Here is an 18,276-nt window from a genome sequence, read left to right as displayed (position 1 = left end):
TTCTCCTCAAAACTGCTTTTCTAAAAAAGTACCGCTTTTTTTCACAACCGTATCGATTGCAACAAGCGATTCCAATAATTCTTTCATGCGATTTAATGGCACCGCATTGGGTCCATCGGATAGCGCCTTCGCTGGATCGGGATGGGTCTCCATGAAGAGGCCGCTGATGCCGACCGCTATTGCAGCGCGCGCCAACACGGGGACAAATTCACGTTGCCCACCGCTACTGCCACCCTGCCCGCCTGGCAACTGAACAGAATGGGTTGCATCAAATACGACAGGTGCATTGGTCTCACGCAAGATGGCGAGGCTACGCATATCCGACACTAAATTGTTATAACCAAATGAGGCGCCGCGTTCGCAAACCATAAACTGATCGGACACATTTGCTTCTGCTGCCGCATCACGCGCCTTCTGAATGACATTGAGCATTTCATGCGGAGACAGAAACTGGCCCTTCTTGAAGTTGACCGGCTTACCGCTTTGCGCGCAAGCTCGAATGAAGTCCGTTTGGCGGCATAAAAAAGCCGGTGTTTGCATTACATCGACGACCGCCGCCACAGAGGCAATCTCACTAATGTCATGCACGTCCGTCAAGACCGGCACGCCGATCTCTTTGCTGACTTTGGCCAGAATCGCCAAGCCCTTCTCCATGCCGAGCCCCCGAAAGGAACTGCCCGAGGTGCGATTGGCTTTATCGAAAGACGACTTATAAATAAATGGAATGCCAAGTGATCCAGTAATTTCTTTTAGCGTACCAGCGATATCGAGGGCCGACTGCTCAGACTCAATCACGCAAGGACCGGCAATTAAGAAAAAACGTTGGTCTAGTCCAACATCAAATCCACAGAGCTTCATGCTGCCACCGCTTGGTTTGCGTCATGGTGCGCCAGGGCCGCTTTAATGTAAGCCAAAAAGAGTGGATGTCCATCGCGCGGCGTCGAGGTAAATTCAGGGTGAAACTGAACGCCAAAGAACCAAGGGTGCATGGCTTTGGGTAGTTCCATCATTTCGGGCAATGATTCGGTTGGGGTACGCGCTGAAATCACCAGCCCAGACTCTTCCAAGCGGGGTACGTAAATATTATTGACCTCATACCGATGGCGATGGCGCTCGTTTACTTCGTCGCCGTAAATGGTGTGCGCCAAGGTATTTGATTTAACCGGGCAGCACTGCGAACCGAGGCGCATCGTGCCGCCTAAATCGGAATCGTCACCGCGTTTTTCCACACGACCTTCACGATCAAGCCATTCTGTGATTAGAGCTACAACGGGGTGCGCTGTTTCTGGATCAAACTCGGTGCTGTTGGCTCCAGTAATGTGGGCTACATGGCGAGCAAATTCGATTACCGCCAATTGCATGCCTAAGCAGATGCCGAGGTACGGAATGCGGTTCTCGCGTGCATAGCGGATAGCGGCAATCTTGCCTTCGGTACCGCGTTTACCAAAGCCGCCCGGCACGAGTACTGCATCGAGATTGGCAAGGCAATCGACCCCATCTTTTTCAACCTGCTCTGAATCGATGTAACGAATATTGACTCGGGTGTGGTTATGAATACCCGCATGGCGTAAGGCTTCAATTAAGGACTTATATGACTCGGTCAAGTCGACGTACTTACCCACCATGCCGATGGTGACTTCATGTTGGGGATTTTCCATCTCGTAAACCAAATGCGTCCATACCGATAGATCGGCTGGCTTCGCTTCAATTTGCAGTTCACGGCAGATCAAATCATCCATGCCTTGCTCGTGCAGCATCTGTGGAATCTTATAAATCGTATCGACATCCCACACCGAGATAACGGACTCTTCACGAACGTTCGAGAACAAGGAAATCTTCGAGCGCTCGTCTTCTGGAATCGGACGATCGGCGCGGCACAGCAATACGGTCGGCATGATGCCGATCTCGCGTAGCTTTTGCACGGAATGCTGAGTCGGCTTTGTTTTTAGTTCGCCGGCGCTAATTAAGTAGGGAACTAATGTTAGATGGACAAAAGCACAGCTGTGGGGCGGCAGGCGCAGGCTCATTTGGCGCGCAGCCTCTAAAAACGGCAGGGACTCAATATCACCTACGGTGCCACCAATTTCGCAAATGGCGACATCCACCTGGCCATCGTGGCTGGCTTTAGCGCCTCGCTCAACAAAGGCCTGGATTTCATTGGTAATGTGCGGAATGACCTGCACGGTCTTGCCAAGGTACTCACCGCGACGCTCTTTACGTATAACCGATTCATAAATCTGACCGGTCGTAAAGTTATTACTCTTGCGCATCTTGGCAGACACGAATCGTTCGTAATGGCCCAGATCCAAATCGGTCTCGGCACCGTCTTCCGTGACAAAGACTTCGCCGTGCTGAAAGGGGCTCATGGTGCCCGGATCAACGTTAATGTAGGGATCGAGTTTTAGGAGGGTGACTTTCAGGCCGCGGGATTCGAGAATCGCGGCAAGCGAGGCAGCTGCAATTCCTTTCCCCAGGGAAGAAACTACGCCACCAGTGACAAAAACGTATTTGGTCATCGCGCTTTGGCTCTGTTGGAAATTCTAATTATAACGATACCTCCACCCGAGTCCAGAATTTGACCTGGCAGTAAAATCCATTATGTAGGCCAATTCGGCCCCAGCCCCCAATCGACTCAAGAGTGAGAAGACATGCGCTTTGTATTTGCCCTTTTAATCAGCGTTCTCTCCCTATTCTATTTTTTGCCCTTTGCCATTGCGTTTTACAAAAAACGGATCAATACCGGGGCTATTTTTGCCCTAAATCTGTTTTTAGGCTGGTCTTTGATTGGGTGGGTCATTGCCCTGGTTTGGGCCCTCAAGGCCGAACACACCATTTAGGGTCCCAAGGGCCTTGAAATTGGCTATTTATCCTTATTTAATAGCGTTTTTTACAAATTTTATTGTCCATAAACGACCCAAAACATTACAATTGACTTGATCGAGGTCAAGTCCTTTACCGATCTCGCATTGCCATTCGATTGATAACCCCTTATTCATAGGAAACGCGATGTTAGAAGCTTACAACGCCCAAGTTGCAGAACGCGCAGCACTTGGCATCCCCGCCCTGCCCCTAACCAAAGATCAGACCGCTGAGCTGATTGGTTTGTTGAAAAACCCCCCAAAGGGTAAAGAGGCGGAGCTGGTTGATCTCATAAGCTACCGTGTTCCCGCTGGCGTTGATGAGGCCGCCAAAGTAAAAGCCGAATTCTTGGCTGCAGTGGCCAAAGGAACTGATAAATCCCCCCTCATTTCCCGTGTTAAAGCTACCGAATTGCTCGGCACCATGCTGGGCGGCTATAACATTGCCCCCTTAGTTGAGTTACTAGCCGATAGCGAGTGCGCTGCGGCTGCCGCCGAGGCCCTGAAGAAAACCCTTTTGATGTTTGATTACTTTAATGACGTTCAAGAGATGGCCGAGAAAGGCAATGCCCATGCGAAGTCGGTAATGCAAAGCTGGGCTAATGCGGAATGGTTTACAAGCCGCCCTGCCGTTCCCGAGAGCATGACCTTGACCGTGTTTAAGGTGACGGGCGAAACGAATACCGATGACTTATCCCCTGCTCCGGATGCGTGGAGCCGCCCGGATATTCCCCTGCATGCCACCGTCATGCTGAAAAACCCCCGTGCTGGTATTGAGCCAGATGAGACCGGCGTACGTGGTCCCATGAAGCAAATCGAGGCTTTACAGAAAAAAGGCCATCAAATTGCCTATGTCGGTGATGTCGTTGGCACAGGCTCTTCCCGCAAATCAGCGACCAACTCGGTGCTCTGGTGGACCGGCCAAGATATTCCCTTTGTGCCCAACAAGCGCTTTGGCGGTGTTTGCCTTGGAACCAAGATTGCCCCGATCTTCTTTAACACCATGGAAGATGCCGGCGCATTGCCAATCGAGCTCGACGTCAACCAAATGAATATGGGCGATGTGATCGAATTGCGCCCATACGAAGGCAAGGCATTTAAAAACGGCACTGAGATTGCTGCGTTTTCACTCAAGTCCCCCGTGATTTTGGATGAAGTACGCGCTGGTGGCCGTATTCCGCTGATCGTTGGTCGTGGACTCACCGCTAAGGCGCGCGCTGCCTTAGGCCTACCTGCATCTACTGAATTCCGCTTACCAATTAGCCCGCCTGATAACAAAAAAGGCTTTAGCTTGGCGCAGAAAATGGTGGGTCGCGCATGCGGCTTGCCTGAAGGTCAAGGCGTTCGTCCCGGCACCTATTGCGAACCCCACATGACCACTGTGGGCTCGCAAGATACCACCGGCCCAATGACCCGTGACGAACTCAAGGATTTGGCTTGCCTTGGCTTTTCAGCCGACCTGATGATGCAGTCCTTCTGCCATACCTCGGCCTACCCCAAGCCAGTGGATATTCGTACCCACCACGAATTGCCTTCCTTCATGACCAATCGCGGTGGCGTTTCCTTGCGTCCCGGTGATGGCGTGATTCACAGCTGGCTCAATCGCCTGCTCTTGCCCGATACCTGCGGCACGGGTGGCGATAGCCACACCCGCTTCCCGATTGGTATTTCATTCCCAGCTGGATCAGGCTTAGTTGCGTTTGCTGCCGCTACCGGTGTGATGCCGCTCGATATGCCAGAGTCGGTATTGATTCGCTTCAAAGGAAACATGCAGCCCGGTATCACGCTGCGTGACTTAGTCAATGCGATTCCACTCTATGCGATCAAACGCGGTTTGCTCACGGTTGAAAAGCAAGGCAAGAAGAATATTTTCTCAGGTCGTATTTTGGAGATCGAAGGCTTGCCTGATCTCAAGGTAGAACAAGCATTTGAATTGTCGGACGCTTCGGCCGAACGCTCTGCTGGTGGCTGCACCGTGCATTTAAATAAAGAGCCGATTATTGAGTACATGCGCTCGAACATCACGTTAATGAAGTGGATGATTGCCAATGGCTACGAGGATGCACGCACTCTAGGTCGTCGCATAAAAGCAATGGAAGCCTGGATTGCGAATCCGCAGTTACTTAAAGCCGATGCCAATGCAGACTATGCCGAGATCATTGAAATCGACATTAGCGAAATCAAAGAACCGATTTTGGCCTGCCCTAACGATCCAGACGATGTGAAATTCCTCTCGGAAGTATCGGGAACGAAGATCGATGAAGTCTTTATCGGCTCTTGCATGACCAATATTGGCCACTTCCGCGCTGCCGGTAAGGTGCTGGAAGGAAAAACGGATATCCCAACCCGTTTGTGGATTGCGCCTCCCACCAAAATGGATGCGATGGTTCTGACCGAAGAAGGCTACTACGGCATTTTGGGTCGCACGGGTGCCCGCATGGAAGCCCCTGGCTGCTCCTTATGCATGGGTAACCAAGCATCGATGCGCAAAGGCGCCACGGCGGTTTCGACATCGACTCGCAACTTCCCCAATCGCTTAGGCATTGATACCAATGTCTTCTTGGCTTCTGCTGAATTGTCTGCTGTTGCTGCACTCTTGGGGCGCATTCCGACTATGCAGGAGTACCTCGATCAATTGGGTAGCCTAAACGCAAAAGCCAGTGAGGTGTATCGCTACATGAACTTTGACAAGATCAAGTCCTTTAGCGATGTTGCTGATACCGTTACGGTGTAATCAAGGTAGCCAAGAACTGAGCAACGCATAGTTGCTTACATTAAATAAGGGGATCAATGATCCCCTTATTTTTTACTTCAATCGGATTGAGGTATCGCGCTTTAGATATTCAGGGCGTTTTCTTGTCTGGCATTGGCATGCCGCAAGCCGGGTGCCCACGTTGCGGTTGCTAAGCCCGTTTTCTCTTGAATTAGTTTGGCGCGCTTGACCACATCGGCCCACTCGGCCTGCAAAAGCGGCCCCTTGAATCCCATAGCTACGACATTGCAGTCATGGGACTCCGGAAACAGCAAAACCCGATTGTTAAAGGCTTCGCACATGTTGTTCAGGTTGATATCAAAGCTTTTGTGCCGAGAAAATAAATTAACCGTTAAAACACCAGGTGACTTCAGCAAGTCATAGCAGCCGGAATAAAAATCAAGCGAGCTAGCCGATGGGCCATCGCAGATGGCGTCATACAGATCGACTTGCAAGGCATCAAAGCGATTATGAAGCTGCTCATCACGCACAAATGCGTGCGCGTCGATTTGCAAAGTCTTGAGACGCCGATCATCGTCGGGCGTAAAAAACATGCTGCGTGCTGCAACGATGACGGCGGGGTTGACTTCCACTACTGTATTTTTGATGGCCGGGCAATGCAGGTGCGTAAATTTGGTTAATGCACCAGTCCCAAGGCCCAATTGGGCAACTTGCATTCCGGGCTTGGTCTCTAAAAACAAAAGCCAAGCCATCATCTGCTGGTTATATTCCAGGTAGATTTCATTGGGGTCGCGTAAACGCATCGCCCCCTGAATTAACTCAGTGCCAAAATGCAAATAGCGAATGCCGCCCGATTCTGAAAAGGTGACTGGCTCCATTAACATGATTGCACTACGCTACCCAGCGGCGGGCATTACGGAATAAGCGCATCCATGGACTTGCCCCATCGGGGGTTTGTTGCCAATGGCTTGGCGACCAACTCATCTGCGCTGTACGGAACACGCGCTCAGGATGGGGCATCATCACCGTAAAGCGACCATCAGCCGTGGTGACACCAGTGAGACCGCCTGGGGAGCCATTGGGATTCATTGGGTAGGTTTCGGTTGGATTGCCGCGGTGATCGACAAAACGCAAAGCGCTTAAGCCTTTGCTTTGCAATGCTGCTAAATCACCCTGCTGACTAAAGTTGGCAAAACCTTCGCCATGCGCAATCGCAATCGGAATCTGGCTACCTTCCATCCCTTGCAGCAGAATGGATGGCGACTTAAGCACCTCTGCCATTACGAGCCGAGCTTCGTATTGCTCCGATTGGTTGCGGGTGAACTTGGGCCAGGCATCGGCTCCTGGAATAATCCCCGCCAGATTACTCATCATCTGGCAACCATTGCATACGCCGAGCGCAAAACTATCTGAGCGATTAAAGAAGCTCGAAAACTGATCACGCAATTGCGCATTAAACAAAATGGTTTTAGCCCAGCCCTCTCCGGCACCGAGTACATCACCGTAACTAAACCCACCACAGGCAACCAGACCACGGAAGTCAGCTAACTTGGCTTTACCAGAAATTAAATCTGACATATGAACGTCGTAGGTATCAAACCCAGCCCAATCCATGGCATAGGCCATTTCCACATGGGAGTTCACGCCCTGCTCGCGCAATATGGCCATTTTGGGGCGGGCACCTTTATTTACAAATGGAGCAGAGACATCTTCTGCCGCATCAAATGTCAGTTTCGGCGTCAGGCCTGGATCGGTGATGTCATCCAGTAAAGCATATTCACTATCGGCACACGATGGGTTGTCGCGCAAGCGGGCAATTTGCCAACTGGTGCTTTGCCATGCTTTATGCAGCACTTCACGTGGTTCTGCATAAATGCTTTTCGCATCACGCCAAATCTCAATTCGGCCTGTGGTGTTTGGTTTGCCGATTACATGGCTGCAGGCGCTAAGGCCAAGCTGGCGTAATACTGCAAACACGGCATCCCGATCCGTGCGCCGAATCTGGATGACTGCGCCCAGCTCTTCATTAAACAAAGCTCGCATCGTTTGCTCATGGCGGCGCCCCGATACTTGCTGCGCCCAATTTTTCGCGTCCCCATAATCTGGCTCTTGATTTAAATCGACCGCAATCATGTCGACGTTCATCGAAATGCCGCAGCGGGAAGCAAAGGCCATTTCAGCAATGGTGGCTAGGAGTCCGCCATCCGAACGGTCATGATAGGCCAAGAGCTGACCTGCAGCGCGCAATGCCATGATTGCGCTCGTCAGCGCCTTGAGGTCATTTGGATCATCTAGATCGGGCGCTGTTTTGCCGGATTGATTTAAAACCTGACCCAGTATGCTACCGGCCATGCGATTTTTGCCACGGCCCAGATCGATCAGAATGAGTTCGGTGTCAAGTGGCTGCCCATGTTCTTCGCGTTGCAAAAGCGGCGAACTGGTTTTGCGTGTGTCCGTTACTTGCGCAAATGCCGAGATAACCAAAGAAACCGGCGAAATCACTTTTTTGATGGCGTCACTATCGCGCCACTCGGTAGCCATTGATAAGGAATCTTTCCCTACCGGAATCGATATACCCAATGCGGGGCACAACTCCATACCGACTGCCTTCACGGAATCAAAGAGTTTGGCATCTTCGCCTGGCTTACCGCAGGCCGCCATCCAGTTGGCAGATAACTTCACCGTATCAAGGCTACTAATATCGGCCGCCAAAAGATTGGTAATAGCTTCACCGACTGCCATGCGGGCTGCTGCAGGCGCATCAATGATGGCGATTGGGGTACGCTCACCCATCGACATGGCTTCGCCGCGGTAACCCACATAGTCCATCAGCGTCACGGCGCAATCGGCAACGGGAACTTGCCATGGGCCAACTAGTTGGTCGCGGGCATTGAGGCCGCCCACCGTACGATCACCAATGGTGATCAAGAATAATTTACTCGCTACGGTCGGCTGCTGTAACACCCACGCAATGCATTCTTCCAGCTTGGTATCGCTGACATCGAGTTCAGTAAATTGCTGCTCGACATGGGTCACATCGCGGTGCATTTTGGGCGGCTTGCCCAGTAACACCTCCATCGGCATATCAATTGGAAAAGCAGCGTCAGAGGCCTCATCTACCTTGGAGTCACCCAAGCGTAACTGACGCTCGGTAGTTGCATGCCCCACTACGGAGATGGGGCAACGCTCGCGCTCACATAGAGCAGTCAGCAAATCCAAATGGGCCGCATCGATCGCCAATACATAGCGCTCTTGTGATTCGTTGCACCAAATCTCGGCAGGACTCATCCCACTCTCTTCCAGCAGGATGCTACGCAACTGAAAGTCGGCGCCGAGTCCAGCGCCATCGGCTAGCTCCGGGAAGGCATTGGATAAACCGCCTGCACCAACGTCGTGAATGGAAATAATGGGATTCGCTTCACCCATAGCACGGCACGCATTAATCACTTCTTGGGCACGCCGTTCGATTTCAGGATTGCCGCGCTGCACTGAATTGAAATCCAAATCTGCCGCATTACTACCGGTTGCCATCGAGCTCGCAGTGCCGCCGCCCATCCCAATGCGCATACCAGGGCCGCCCAACTGAACCAGCAAGTGCCCTGCTTTGATTTCTTTTTTAGCTGTATGGATTGCATCAATATTGCCAATACCACCGGCAATCATGATGGGCTTGTGGTAGCCGTGGCGCACGCCATTGATGGTTTGTTCAAACACCCGAAAATACCCACCCAGAATCGGCCGACCGAATTCATTATTAAAGGCAGCCCCGCCCAGCGGTCCTTCGATCATGATTTGCAGTGGCGCAGCAATCCGGTCAGGCTTGCCATAGTGCGGCATCTCCCACGGTAAATTGGTCGCAGGTATGTTTAGGTTTGAAACGGAAAAACCGGTGAGACCGGCTTTGGGTCTACCGCCAATGCCCGTTGCACCCTCATCTCGGATTTCGCCTCCGGCCCCGGTGGATGCCCCAGGAAAGGGGGCGATTGCAGTAGGATGGTTATGCGTCTCGACCTTCATCAAGGTATGGGTCAGTCGCTGCTCTTTTTGATAGCGCTGATCGGCGCCCTGCGGCACCCAGGTTTGCGCTTCGCAACCTTCCATGACAGCCGAGTTATCGGAGTATGCAACGATCGTCCCCTTGGGTTGCAGGCGATGGGTATTGCGGATCATGCCAAATAAAGAAATATCTTGCGGCTTGCCATCAATCGTCCATGAGGCATTAAAAATTTTGTGACGGCAATGTTCACTATTGGCTTGCGCAAACATAATCAGTTCAACATCGCTTGGGTCGCGACCAAGGCGTTTAAAGTTCTCGGCAAGATACGTAATCTCATCTTCCGAGAGCGCAAGGCCCAACTCCACATTCGCTCTTTCTAAAGCACCTTCACCCTCGGCCATCACCGGTATGCGCAGTAGTGGGCGATCTGCCAGGGTTTGGTAGAGCGGTGCTACCGCTTCAACCGAATCAACTAGGGTTTCAGTCATGCGGTCATGCAAGGCGGCCAATACGGTTTGCTGCTCATTGGTACTCAGGGCTCGATCAGCAAACCAGGTAAATTGAATGCCACGCTCAATGCGCAGCAATGGTAGACCACATTGATGCGCAATATCGGTGGCTTTACTGGCCCATGGCGATACCGTGCCAAAGCGTGGAATCGCAATCGCCTGCAATGGTTGTGGTGATTTGCCAAGGCTGGCTAACCACCCTGCTTTCGGTTCTACGCGTGTAAAAGGGGTGCCGTAGGTTAGGAGACCTTCCAAAATCTGAAGTTGGGCATCGTCCAGTGCGGTCTCTGACCATACGAAATGCAGGTATTGGGCTTGAATCGCCGTCAGGGAAATGCCCTGCTCTGCAAGCGAGGCCAAAAGCCGCTGTTGGCGGAAGGCTGAGAGGGCATCAGCCCCAGGCAAACAACGGAAAAAAGACATGCTGTAATTATAAGGTTTGGACCAAAAAACCCCTTATTTTTACTCAGCCAGCAAGACCCCACCCTGAAGGTGTAGCTGGCGGGCGCAGCGCCCCGCCAAAACCGCATCATGTGTAACCAAAATTAGGGTCGATCCATTGGCTTGGTTTAGGTCAAATAGGAGGTCTATAACCCTTCCGCCACTGGCCTGATCCAGGCTACCAGTAGGCTCATCCGCAAACAAAATGGCCGGTTTGCCAACAAACGCCCGAGCCAAGGCAACACGCTGCTGCTCGCCGCCCGATAAGGTTTTTTGGAAATGATTGAGCCGGGCACTTAGGCCGACCTTATCCAGCCAATAAGACGCCTGCTCTCGAGCTTCGTGCAGCGATACACCGCGCAGCTCCAAGGGCAGCATCACGTTCTCTAGTGCGCTCAGGTGCGGTATCAGTTGAAACGACTGAAATACAAAGCCAACGTGTTTACCGCGGAGTTGGGCTCGGCCATCTTCGCTCAACTGGGCAAGATTTTCACCTACCAGCTCAACCAGACCGCTACTGGGGGTATCTAGGCCAGCCAATATGCTGAGCAAGGTGCTTTTTCCTGAGCCCGATGCACCCACAATCGCAACGCTTTCTCCAGCGCAGACGCTAAATGAAATGTCATGCAAAATAGTAAGTGGCCCATCGCTGGTGTGGACTGCCTTGCCCAGCTGCTGAGCGTGCAGCACGACCGATTGATTGCTCATAAGGAAGATCGCTTGAAATTTTGCATTGCCACCATCTTACTCGGGCTGACCTTAATCGGCCCAGCCCAAGCACAAGACCCTATTAAACCGACCCTTTTGGTCACCGGCGATAGTCTCTCGGCAGAGTATGGCATTGCACGCGGTAGTGGCTGGGTCTCCTTATTGGGAAGCCGCCTAAAGCAGGAAGGAAGTCCGTGGGAGATTATGAACGCCAGCATCAGCGGCGAAACTACTTCAGGCGGGTTAACGCGCCTGCCTAAGTTATTGGCTCAGAAGAAACCCAAGCTAGTAATTATTGAATTAGGGGCAAACGATGCTTTGCGTGGTCTTTCGCTAATAGAAACGGAAAAGAATATCCGAACCATGGTCGAGCTAAGCAAAAAATCAGGCGCTGAAGTGCTCTTGATTGGTATGCGTATTCCGCCAAACTATGGCCAGGAATACACCCAGCAATTTGCTGGGCTTTTTGTACGGATTGCAAAAAGCCAGCAAGTGGCTCTACTGCCTTTTTTCTTAGAGGGTGTCGCTCAGCGCAATGAATTATTTCAGGCAGACCGAATTCATCCGAACGAGGCAGCGCAGACGATTATGTTTCAGAATGTCTGGACTGCCCTCGCCCCGTTTTATGGGCAACTGATGCCCAAAAAGAATTAACCGCCCGAACTGCTAGAGCCGGATTGTTTTAGCGGGTTAATGATTTTGACGTTGGCCTCATTGCGCCAGTAGGACATAAAACCAACAAACTCCGCCTGAGCAGCAAGGACCTGAATTTGTTGGGATTGCGCTTGGCGAACTTTCGCGTCGGCTGAAGGCGGTTGACGCACTTGATCAATCCGATACAGCGTTGTGCCAGATCCGGCGTTTGCAATCGAGATAACTGCAGGCAACTTACTGGGATCAACAGCCATAACGGCATCGAGCGCGGGGCCACCTAAGTTAGTAGGCTTATTACGCGAAACCCAAATTGGGGCAGCAAATCCAGCAGCGCTCGATGGATTTTTTTCAGCAGCAATAAAACGCTCAGCGGCAGCAGCGCTGGCCAGCTTTTCAGCGCTGCGCACAGTAACCTGACGTTTCACTTCACTGGCTACCGCACTGTAGGGTAATACTTCCGCTGGAAGAAGTTGGGTAACGCGCGCCGATACAAAGACGCCGGGGGCAATTTGTACCGCCTCGGTATTGCGTTTATTTTTTAAGGCATCGTCCCCAAAAAGTGCTTGAATCATTTTTTGATTGTTCAGAGGATGATCTGCTGGAAGCCCTGCCTTACCGCCGCGCGAGACCCCTTTGACCGACTGAATGCTCAACTTTAATTTATCCGCGGCAGGTTTCAGGCTATCGGATTGATCGTAGGTTAGATTGGCGAACTGATCGGCTTTTTCACCAAAGGCTTTGGCATCTTCCTTAGGATCGGCACGCAATACTAAAAACTCAATGTCAATGCGCTCAGGGGTTTCAAACAAGCGCCCATTGGCTTTATAAAAATCCTGTAGTTCGGCTTCAGTGGGGTTTGCTTTTGAAACAAATTCAGCCGCCGTAAATTGAATCGACTGCACTTGGCGCTCCGACTCATATAGAGCCGAAATTAAACCGGCTAATTTTGGCGCAGGCAATTCAGTACGCGCTGCAGACGTAACAAATTGCTGAATCATCAAGTCGAAACGCTGGCCACCCTCAAATTGCTCAATCGTCATTCCAGCATTGGCTAAAAGCTGGCGATAGCGGGTGTTATCAAAACTGCCATCAGGCTTATAGAGAGCCTTGATCTCAGGAATGGTCGCTAGGTTTTTGGTCAGTGCTTGATCGCTAATGCGTAACTGCAGTTTGTTGACGGCGAAGGCCAAAAGGCGTTGCTGTAGCAACTCGTCTAACACCGCCTGGCGAAACGGCAGGCTTTGTGCAATTTGTGAATTAGCCCCAACGCGCTCAGATTGGCGCTTGGCCGAGTTATCGACCTCTTGGGAAGTAATGGCCTTGCCATTGACTTTAATTAAGTCTGTTTCTTGCTCAAAGAAATCCGTATAGCCTGAAACACCAAACAAAACAAAGGAAGGAACAATCAAGATCAGCAGAACGAACTGCAATAGGCGTTGGTGCTTACGAACGGAATCAAACATGAAATGGCTTTACCGATTAATGATCGCAGGGTTTATAAAATGGTCGGGGAGTGGTGAGCAATCGAAATACGAGGAAATCCAATCGAGATCACATAGAGGGCATGGTGGGCGCTGACGGGCTCGAACCGCCGACATTCTGCGTGTAAGGCAGACGCTCTACCAACTGAGCTAAGCGCCCCATAAAACAACCGAAATTGTACCCTTAGTCCAGTTCAGGCGCTTATTTTTTAGATTAAGCCTTTGCCTGTCGTGCACAAGGGGTACATTCCAGCGATCCAATTAATGCTTTAAGACTTCCCCGCCCGATATTCCAGGGGCAGCCTTGCTGGCTTCCGCCGCCTTTTTGGCTAACTCGTCCGGACTTGGATCTGGCAGCGCTTCAGGGTTGCGCTCCAAAGCAAGCTCCAATACTTTATCGATCCAGCGTACCGGAACAATCTCGATTGCATTCTTGACGTTATCCGGTATGTCAATCAAGTCTTTGACGTTCTCTTCTGGAATTAAGGCCAGCTTGATACCGCCCCGGTGCGCAGCCAATAACTTCTCTTTCAGGCCACCAATCGGTAATACCTCGCCGCGCAAGGTAATTTCCCCAGTCATAGCAACGTCGGAGCGCACTGGAATGCCAGTGAAAACAGAAACCAAGGCCGTAGTGATGGCGATACCGGCCGATGGTCCATCTTTGGGTGTTGCGCCCTCTGGAAAGTGAATGTGAATGTCTTTTTTCTCAAAGGCCTCATCAGTAATACCCAGGGCACGCGCACGTGAACGCACTACGGTTCTGGCCGCCTCGACCGACTCCTTCATCACATCACCAAGGGAGCCGGTACGCGTAATCACACCTTTGCCTGGCATGAGTGCAGCCTCGATGGTCAGTAGATCGCCGCCGACCTCAGTCCACGCCAAACCCGTCACCTGTCCGAGTTGATTCTCTTTTGCGGCTAAGCCGTAATCAAAAATCTTCACGGAGAGGAACTTCTCTAAATTATCCGCATCCACGGTAATCGGCGCAGCTTCTTTTTTGAGCAGCAATAACTTAACTACCTTACGGCAGACCTTGCTGATCTCGCGCTCGAGCGATCGCACGCCGGCTTCGCGGGTGTAGTAGCGAATCATGCTGCGAATCGCACTGTCCTCAATCTGCAGCTCACCCTTTTTCAAACCATTGTTTTTGATTTGCTTCGGAATTAAATAGTTCGTAGCAATACTGGTTTTTTCATCCTCGGTATAGCCAGCGAGGCGAATCACCTCAAGGCGATCGAGGAGCGGCCCTGGAATATTTAAAGAATTCGCGGTGGCGACAAACATCACATCGGACAGATCAAAGTCAACCTCGACATAGTGATCTTGAAAGGTGTGGTTTTGTTCTGGATCGAGTACCTCGAGTAGCGCGCTGGCTGGGTCACCCCGAAAGTCCATACCCATCTTATCGACTTCATCCAATAAGAACAGGGGATTGCGCACGCCCACTTTAGCTAGGCTCGATAAAATCTTGCCCGGCATCGAGCCAATGTAAGTGCGTCGATGGCCACGAATTTCTGACTCGTCGCGTACGCCGCCCAAAGCCATGCGTACAAACTTCCGGTTCGTAGCGCGTGCAATCGATTGACCCAGGGATGTTTTACCAACACCAGGAGGGCCAACTAAGCACAAGATGGGAGCCTTAACGCGATCGACACGTTGTTGTACTGCGAGGTACTCCAAGATGCGCTCTTTCACTTTATCAAGACCGTAGTGATCCTGATCAAGCACCTTCTCGGCATTACCTAAATCATTATTGACCTTGCTTTTCTTTTTCCAAGGCAGGCCAACTAAAGTGTCAATGAAGTTACGAATGACCGTTGCTTCAGCCGACATCGGCGACATCAGCTTGAGTTTTTTCAGTTCGGACTCGGCTTTTTTCAGCGCCTCTTTCGGCATCTTCGCGGCTTTGATGCGCTTCTCCAGTTCCTCGAGATCGGCGCCCTCTTCACCTTCGCCTAGCTCCTTCTGAATAGCTTTGACTTGCTCATTGAGGTAGTACTCGCGTTGGCTCTTTTCCATTTGGCGCTTAACGCGACCACGGATACGCTTCTCGACTTGCAGAATATCGATTTCGCTCTCAAGGTCAGCTAATAAACTCTCGAGGCGCTTCACCACATCGGTCATTTCCAGTAGGCGCTGTTTTTGCTCGAGCTTCACGGGCAAATGCGCGCAGATGGTATCAGCTAGTCGGCTGGGATCATCAATGCCACCCAAGGAAGCCAGAATCTCCTGCGGAATCTTTTTGTTTAGCTTCACGTATTGATCAAACTGCGCCATGATCGCGCGGCGCAATGCCTCTGTCTCATGCGCATCGAGCGTGTCGATTGCTTTGGGCGTTGCTTCGCAACTAAAGTAACCGAGTGCGTCTTCAATTTGACTGACTTCGGCGCGTTGCGAACCCTCAACCAATACCTTGACGGTACCGTCGGGCAATTTGAGCATTTGCAAAATACTGGCGATGCAACCTACGTCGTATAAATCCTCCACCGAGGGCTCATCTTTTGCAGCTGTCTTTTGGGCAACCAATAAAACACTTTTGCCCGTTTCCATGGCGGCTTCGAGTGCTTTGATTGATTTGGGACGCCCTACGAATAAGGGGATCACCATATGGGGAAAGACAACTACGTCCCGCAAGGGGAGCAAAGGCAGTTGAATCGGTTCAGAGGGTAGTAATAAATGGCCAGGCATGGGGCGAATCCTCCAAAGTAGTCAAACGCTCAAAAAAATCTCAAAAGTACCAAAAGCTACTTAAAAGGGGTATTTCTATGAGCAGGATACTACTTATATGGGTTTGGGCTGCAGGATTGCAAGGGCAAAATGGCAAAAAAGTGATAAAAACAGGGCAAAAAGAGGCAAAAAACCACCCAAATTAGGCTTTTTTCGACAATTCCTGCTTTTCAACAGGGGATTCGCTCTGCTTGTAGACCAGCAGCGGCTTACCTAGGCCCTGAATGCTGCTTTCATCAATCACTACTTTTTGGACATTGCGCAGGGATGGCAAGTCATACATGACATCCATTAATGCGCCCTCCAGGATGGAGCGTAGACCACGGGCGCCGGTTTTGCGTGCAATGGCTTTTTTGGCAATCGCAGATAAAGCCTCGGGTCGCACTTCGAGTTCGGCACCTTCCATGGTTAAGAGGGCTTGGTATTGCTTCACCAGCGCATTTTTAGGTTCAGTCAAGATTTGGACTAAGGCGGTTTCGTCGAGCTGAGCTAAGGTGGTTAGAACGGGCAAACGGCCAATTAGCTCTGGAATCAAGCCAAACTTAATCAGATCCTCTGGCTCCACCTCTTTGAGTAGCTCGCTAGAGCCGCGGTCATCTTTACCTGGTACTTCAGCACTGAAACCAATGCCCGTTTTAGCGGTACGCTGCTGAATGACTTTCTCTAAGCCATCAAATGCACCGCCGCAGATAAACAAAATATTGGTTGTATCGACTTGCAAGAAGTCTTGATTGGGGTGTTTACGGCCGCCTTGCGGAGGCACGGAAGCCATGGTTCCTTCTACCAATTTTAAGAGCGCCTGCTGCACACCCTCTCCCGACACGTCACGGGTAATCGATGGGTTGTCTGACTTGCGTGAAATCTTGTCAATCTCATCGATGTAAACAATGCCACGCTGGGCTTTTTCGACGTTGTAATCGCAGGCCTGCAGTAATTTTTGGATTATGTTTTCAACGTCCTCGCCAACATAGCCCGCTTCCGTTAGGGTCGTTGCATCGGCCATTACAAAAGGAACATCGAGCAGACGCGCCAGTGTTTGCGCCAATAAAGTTTTACCGGAACCCGTTGGACCAATCAGCAAAATATTGCTCTTGGCCAACTCAACGCCATCGACCATCGCCTTTGCAGGCAATTTTGATTTTTTGGTTTCAGCTGCCGATTTAGTGTCTTTGGAATCGGCTGCGCCATCCAACTTCTCTGTCTTTGGCGCTGGCAAGTATTGCAAGCGTTTGTAATGGTTGTACACCGCTACTGCTAAGGTTTTTTTGGCCTGGTCTTGACCAATCACATACTGATCTAAGTCGGCCCGAATTTCGTGTGGTGTAGGTAGGCCACCATCGCCTTTTTCAGAGGGTAGATTGGCCAACTCTTCTTGAATGATGTCGGTACATAAGTCGATACACTCATCGCAAATAAATACCGAAGGACCGGCAATCAGTTTTTTGACTTCATGCTGACTCTTCCCGCAAAACGAGCAGTACAGGAGCTTATCAGCAGAGGCGGGTGTTTTGGAATCGCTCAATTAGGGGCGCTTATCAATGACTTTGTCGATTAAACCGTAATCACGGGCTTGATCTGCAGACATGAAATTATCGCGATCCGTATCTTTGGCAATGGTTTCAATCGATTGACCGGTGCGGTCAGCCAAAATCTGATTGAGGCGTTCACGCAAGTACAAAATTTCACGCGCCTGAATTTCAATGTCCGATGCCTGACCACGCGCACCGCCCAGTGGCTGGTGAATCATGACGCGGGAATTCGGCAAGGCGTAGCGCTTGCCCTTTGCTCCGGCGCACAATAAAAAAGCACCCATGCTGGCAGCCATACCCATACACAGGGTACTCACATCCGGCTTAATAAATTGCATCGTATCGAAAATGGCCAGACCAGCAGAGACAGAGCCGCCAGGTGAATTAATATAGAGCGAGATTTCTTTATCGGGATTTTCACTCTCGAGAAACAGGAGCTGCGCAATCACCAAATTGGCTGTTTGATCATTCACTTCACCCACGAGAAAAACAACGCGCTCTTTTAAAAGGCGGGAGTAAATGTCATACGCTCGCTCACCGCGACCCGATGTTTCAATCACCATGGGAACCATACCAAGTCCGCGGGTTTCTAGGTCGCCGGCAGAGGTATTACTAGCATTGAAAAAGTGGGAATCAGTACGGTTCATGCGAAT

The 18,276-nt window shown here is 51.1% G+C and carries 12 protein-coding genes and 1 tRNA gene; 3 read left to right on the top strand and 10 right to left on the bottom strand.

Going from position 1 to position 18,276, the window contains the following annotated elements; all coding sequences use genetic code 11:
* Positions 1 to 6 precede the first annotated feature (6 nt).
* Complete coding sequence (gene kdsA, locus AOC34_RS04960; RefSeq protein ID WP_108469038.1) at positions 7 to 858, bottom strand: 3-deoxy-8-phosphooctulonate synthase; 852 nt, start codon at positions 856 to 858, stop codon at positions 7 to 9.
* Positions 855 to 2,516 (bottom strand): CTP synthase, encoded by a 1,662-nt coding sequence (locus AOC34_RS04955; RefSeq protein ID WP_108469037.1) that lies wholly within the window; start codon positions 2,514 to 2,516, stop codon positions 855 to 857. The genes kdsA and AOC34_RS04955 overlap by 4 nt, the downstream gene beginning before the upstream one ends.
* 132 nt (positions 2,517 to 2,648) lie before the next feature.
* Here AOC34_RS04955 and AOC34_RS04950 point away from each other — a divergent pair, with 132 nt between their 5' ends.
* Entirely contained in the window at positions 2,649 to 2,837 is a 189-nt protein-coding gene (locus AOC34_RS04950) for a superinfection immunity protein (RefSeq protein ID WP_108469036.1), read from the top strand.
* 169 nt (positions 2,838 to 3,006) lie between these two features.
* Positions 3,007 to 5,592, top strand: a complete 2,586-nt coding sequence (gene acnB, locus AOC34_RS04945) for a bifunctional aconitate hydratase 2/2-methylisocitrate dehydratase (RefSeq protein ID WP_108469035.1) — start codon at positions 3,007 to 3,009, stop codon at positions 5,590 to 5,592.
* A 101-nt stretch (positions 5,593 to 5,693) separates the two neighbouring features.
* Here the strand turns inward: acnB and AOC34_RS04940 are convergent, their stop codons facing one another.
* From AOC34_RS04940 to AOC34_RS04930, 3 genes are read right to left on the bottom strand one after another with little or no spacing between them, the layout of a single operon-like run.
* Positions 5,694 to 6,449 (bottom strand): spermine/spermidine synthase domain-containing protein, encoded by a 756-nt coding sequence (locus tag AOC34_RS04940; protein ID WP_108470058.1) that lies wholly within the window; start codon positions 6,447 to 6,449, stop codon positions 5,694 to 5,696.
* Between the two features lie 13 nt (positions 6,450 to 6,462).
* On the bottom strand, positions 6,463 to 10,500 hold the full coding sequence (gene purL / locus AOC34_RS04935; protein ID WP_108469034.1) for a phosphoribosylformylglycinamidine synthase: 4,038 nt from the start codon (positions 10,498 to 10,500) through the stop codon (positions 6,463 to 6,465).
* A gap of 39 nt (positions 10,501 to 10,539) precedes the next feature.
* Positions 10,540 to 11,226, bottom strand: coding sequence for an ABC transporter ATP-binding protein (locus AOC34_RS04930; protein WP_108470057.1), 687 nt, complete (start codon positions 11,224 to 11,226; stop codon positions 10,540 to 10,542).
* A 12-nt stretch (positions 11,227 to 11,238) separates the two neighbouring features.
* On the opposite strand from AOC34_RS04930, the gene AOC34_RS04925 reads away from it, so the two are divergent.
* On the top strand, positions 11,239 to 11,880 hold the full coding sequence (locus tag AOC34_RS04925; protein WP_407675567.1) for an arylesterase: 642 nt from the start codon (positions 11,239 to 11,241) through the stop codon (positions 11,878 to 11,880).
* On the opposite strand, the gene AOC34_RS04920 is transcribed toward AOC34_RS04925, so the two are convergent.
* The 5 genes from AOC34_RS04920 to clpP all read right to left on the bottom strand — a co-directional run bounded on the left by AOC34_RS04920 (position 11,877) and on the right by clpP (position 18,270).
* Positions 11,877 to 13,343 carry a peptidylprolyl isomerase gene (locus tag AOC34_RS04920; RefSeq protein WP_108469032.1) on the bottom strand — a complete coding sequence of 489 codons (1,467 nt, stop codon included), beginning with the start codon at positions 13,341 to 13,343 and terminating at the stop codon, positions 11,877 to 11,879. The genes AOC34_RS04925 and AOC34_RS04920 overlap by 4 nt on opposite strands.
* Before the next feature lie 102 nt (positions 13,344 to 13,445).
* Positions 13,446 to 13,521: transfer RNA gene (locus AOC34_RS04915), tRNA-Val, on the bottom strand.
* Positions 13,522 to 13,622: 101 nt separating this feature from the next.
* On the bottom strand, positions 13,623 to 16,055 hold the full coding sequence (gene lon, locus AOC34_RS04910) for an endopeptidase La (protein ID WP_108469031.1): 2,433 nt from the start codon (positions 16,053 to 16,055) through the stop codon (positions 13,623 to 13,625).
* A 181-nt stretch (positions 16,056 to 16,236) separates the two neighbouring features.
* Complete coding sequence (gene clpX, locus AOC34_RS04905; RefSeq protein WP_108469030.1) at positions 16,237 to 17,616, bottom strand: ATP-dependent Clp protease ATP-binding subunit ClpX; 1,380 nt, start codon at positions 17,614 to 17,616, stop codon at positions 16,237 to 16,239.
* The gene (gene clpP, locus AOC34_RS04900) at positions 17,617 to 18,270 is read right to left on the bottom strand and encodes an ATP-dependent Clp endopeptidase proteolytic subunit ClpP (protein ID WP_108469029.1); all 654 of its coding nucleotides are present in this window, start codon (positions 18,268 to 18,270) and stop codon (positions 17,617 to 17,619) included. It abuts the gene before it with no gap.
* Positions 18,271 to 18,276 lie beyond the last annotated feature (6 nt).

Source organism: Polynucleobacter difficilis (assembly GCF_003065365.1).
GTDB lineage: Bacteria > Pseudomonadota > Gammaproteobacteria > Burkholderiales > Burkholderiaceae > Polynucleobacter > Polynucleobacter difficilis.
Note: the sequence above shows the minus strand (reverse complement) of the source record. Positions and strands in the feature narration are given on the sequence as shown.

Coding starts and splice junctions, on each gene's coding strand:
- kdsA (WP_108469038.1), bottom strand. CDS start 858: ATGAAGCTCTGTGGATTTGATGTTGGACTAGACCAACGTTTTTTCTTA.
- AOC34_RS04955 (WP_108469037.1), bottom strand. CDS start 2,516: ATGACCAAATACGTTTTTGTCACTGGTGGCGTAGTTTCTTCCCTGGGG.
- AOC34_RS04950 (WP_108469036.1), top strand. CDS start 2,649: ATGCGCTTTGTATTTGCCCTTTTAATCAGCGTTCTCTCCCTATTCTAT.
- acnB (WP_108469035.1), top strand. CDS start 3,007: ATGTTAGAAGCTTACAACGCCCAAGTTGCAGAACGCGCAGCACTTGGC.
- AOC34_RS04940 (WP_108470058.1), bottom strand. CDS start 6,449: ATGGAGCCAGTCACCTTTTCAGAATCGGGCGGCATTCGCTATTTGCAT.
- purL (WP_108469034.1), bottom strand. CDS start 10,500: ATGTCTTTTTTCCGTTGTTTGCCTGGGGCTGATGCCCTCTCAGCCTTC.
- AOC34_RS04930 (WP_108470057.1), bottom strand. CDS start 11,226: ATGAGCAATCAATCGGTCGTGCTGCACGCTCAGCAGCTGGGCAAGGCA.
- AOC34_RS04920 (WP_108469032.1), bottom strand. CDS start 13,343: ATGTTTGATTCCGTTCGTAAGCACCAACGCCTATTGCAGTTCGTTCTG.
- lon (WP_108469031.1), bottom strand. CDS start 16,055: ATGCCTGGCCATTTATTACTACCCTCTGAACCGATTCAACTGCCTTTG.
- clpP (WP_108469029.1), bottom strand. CDS start 18,270: ATGAACCGTACTGATTCCCACTTTTTCAATGCTAGTAATACCTCTGCC.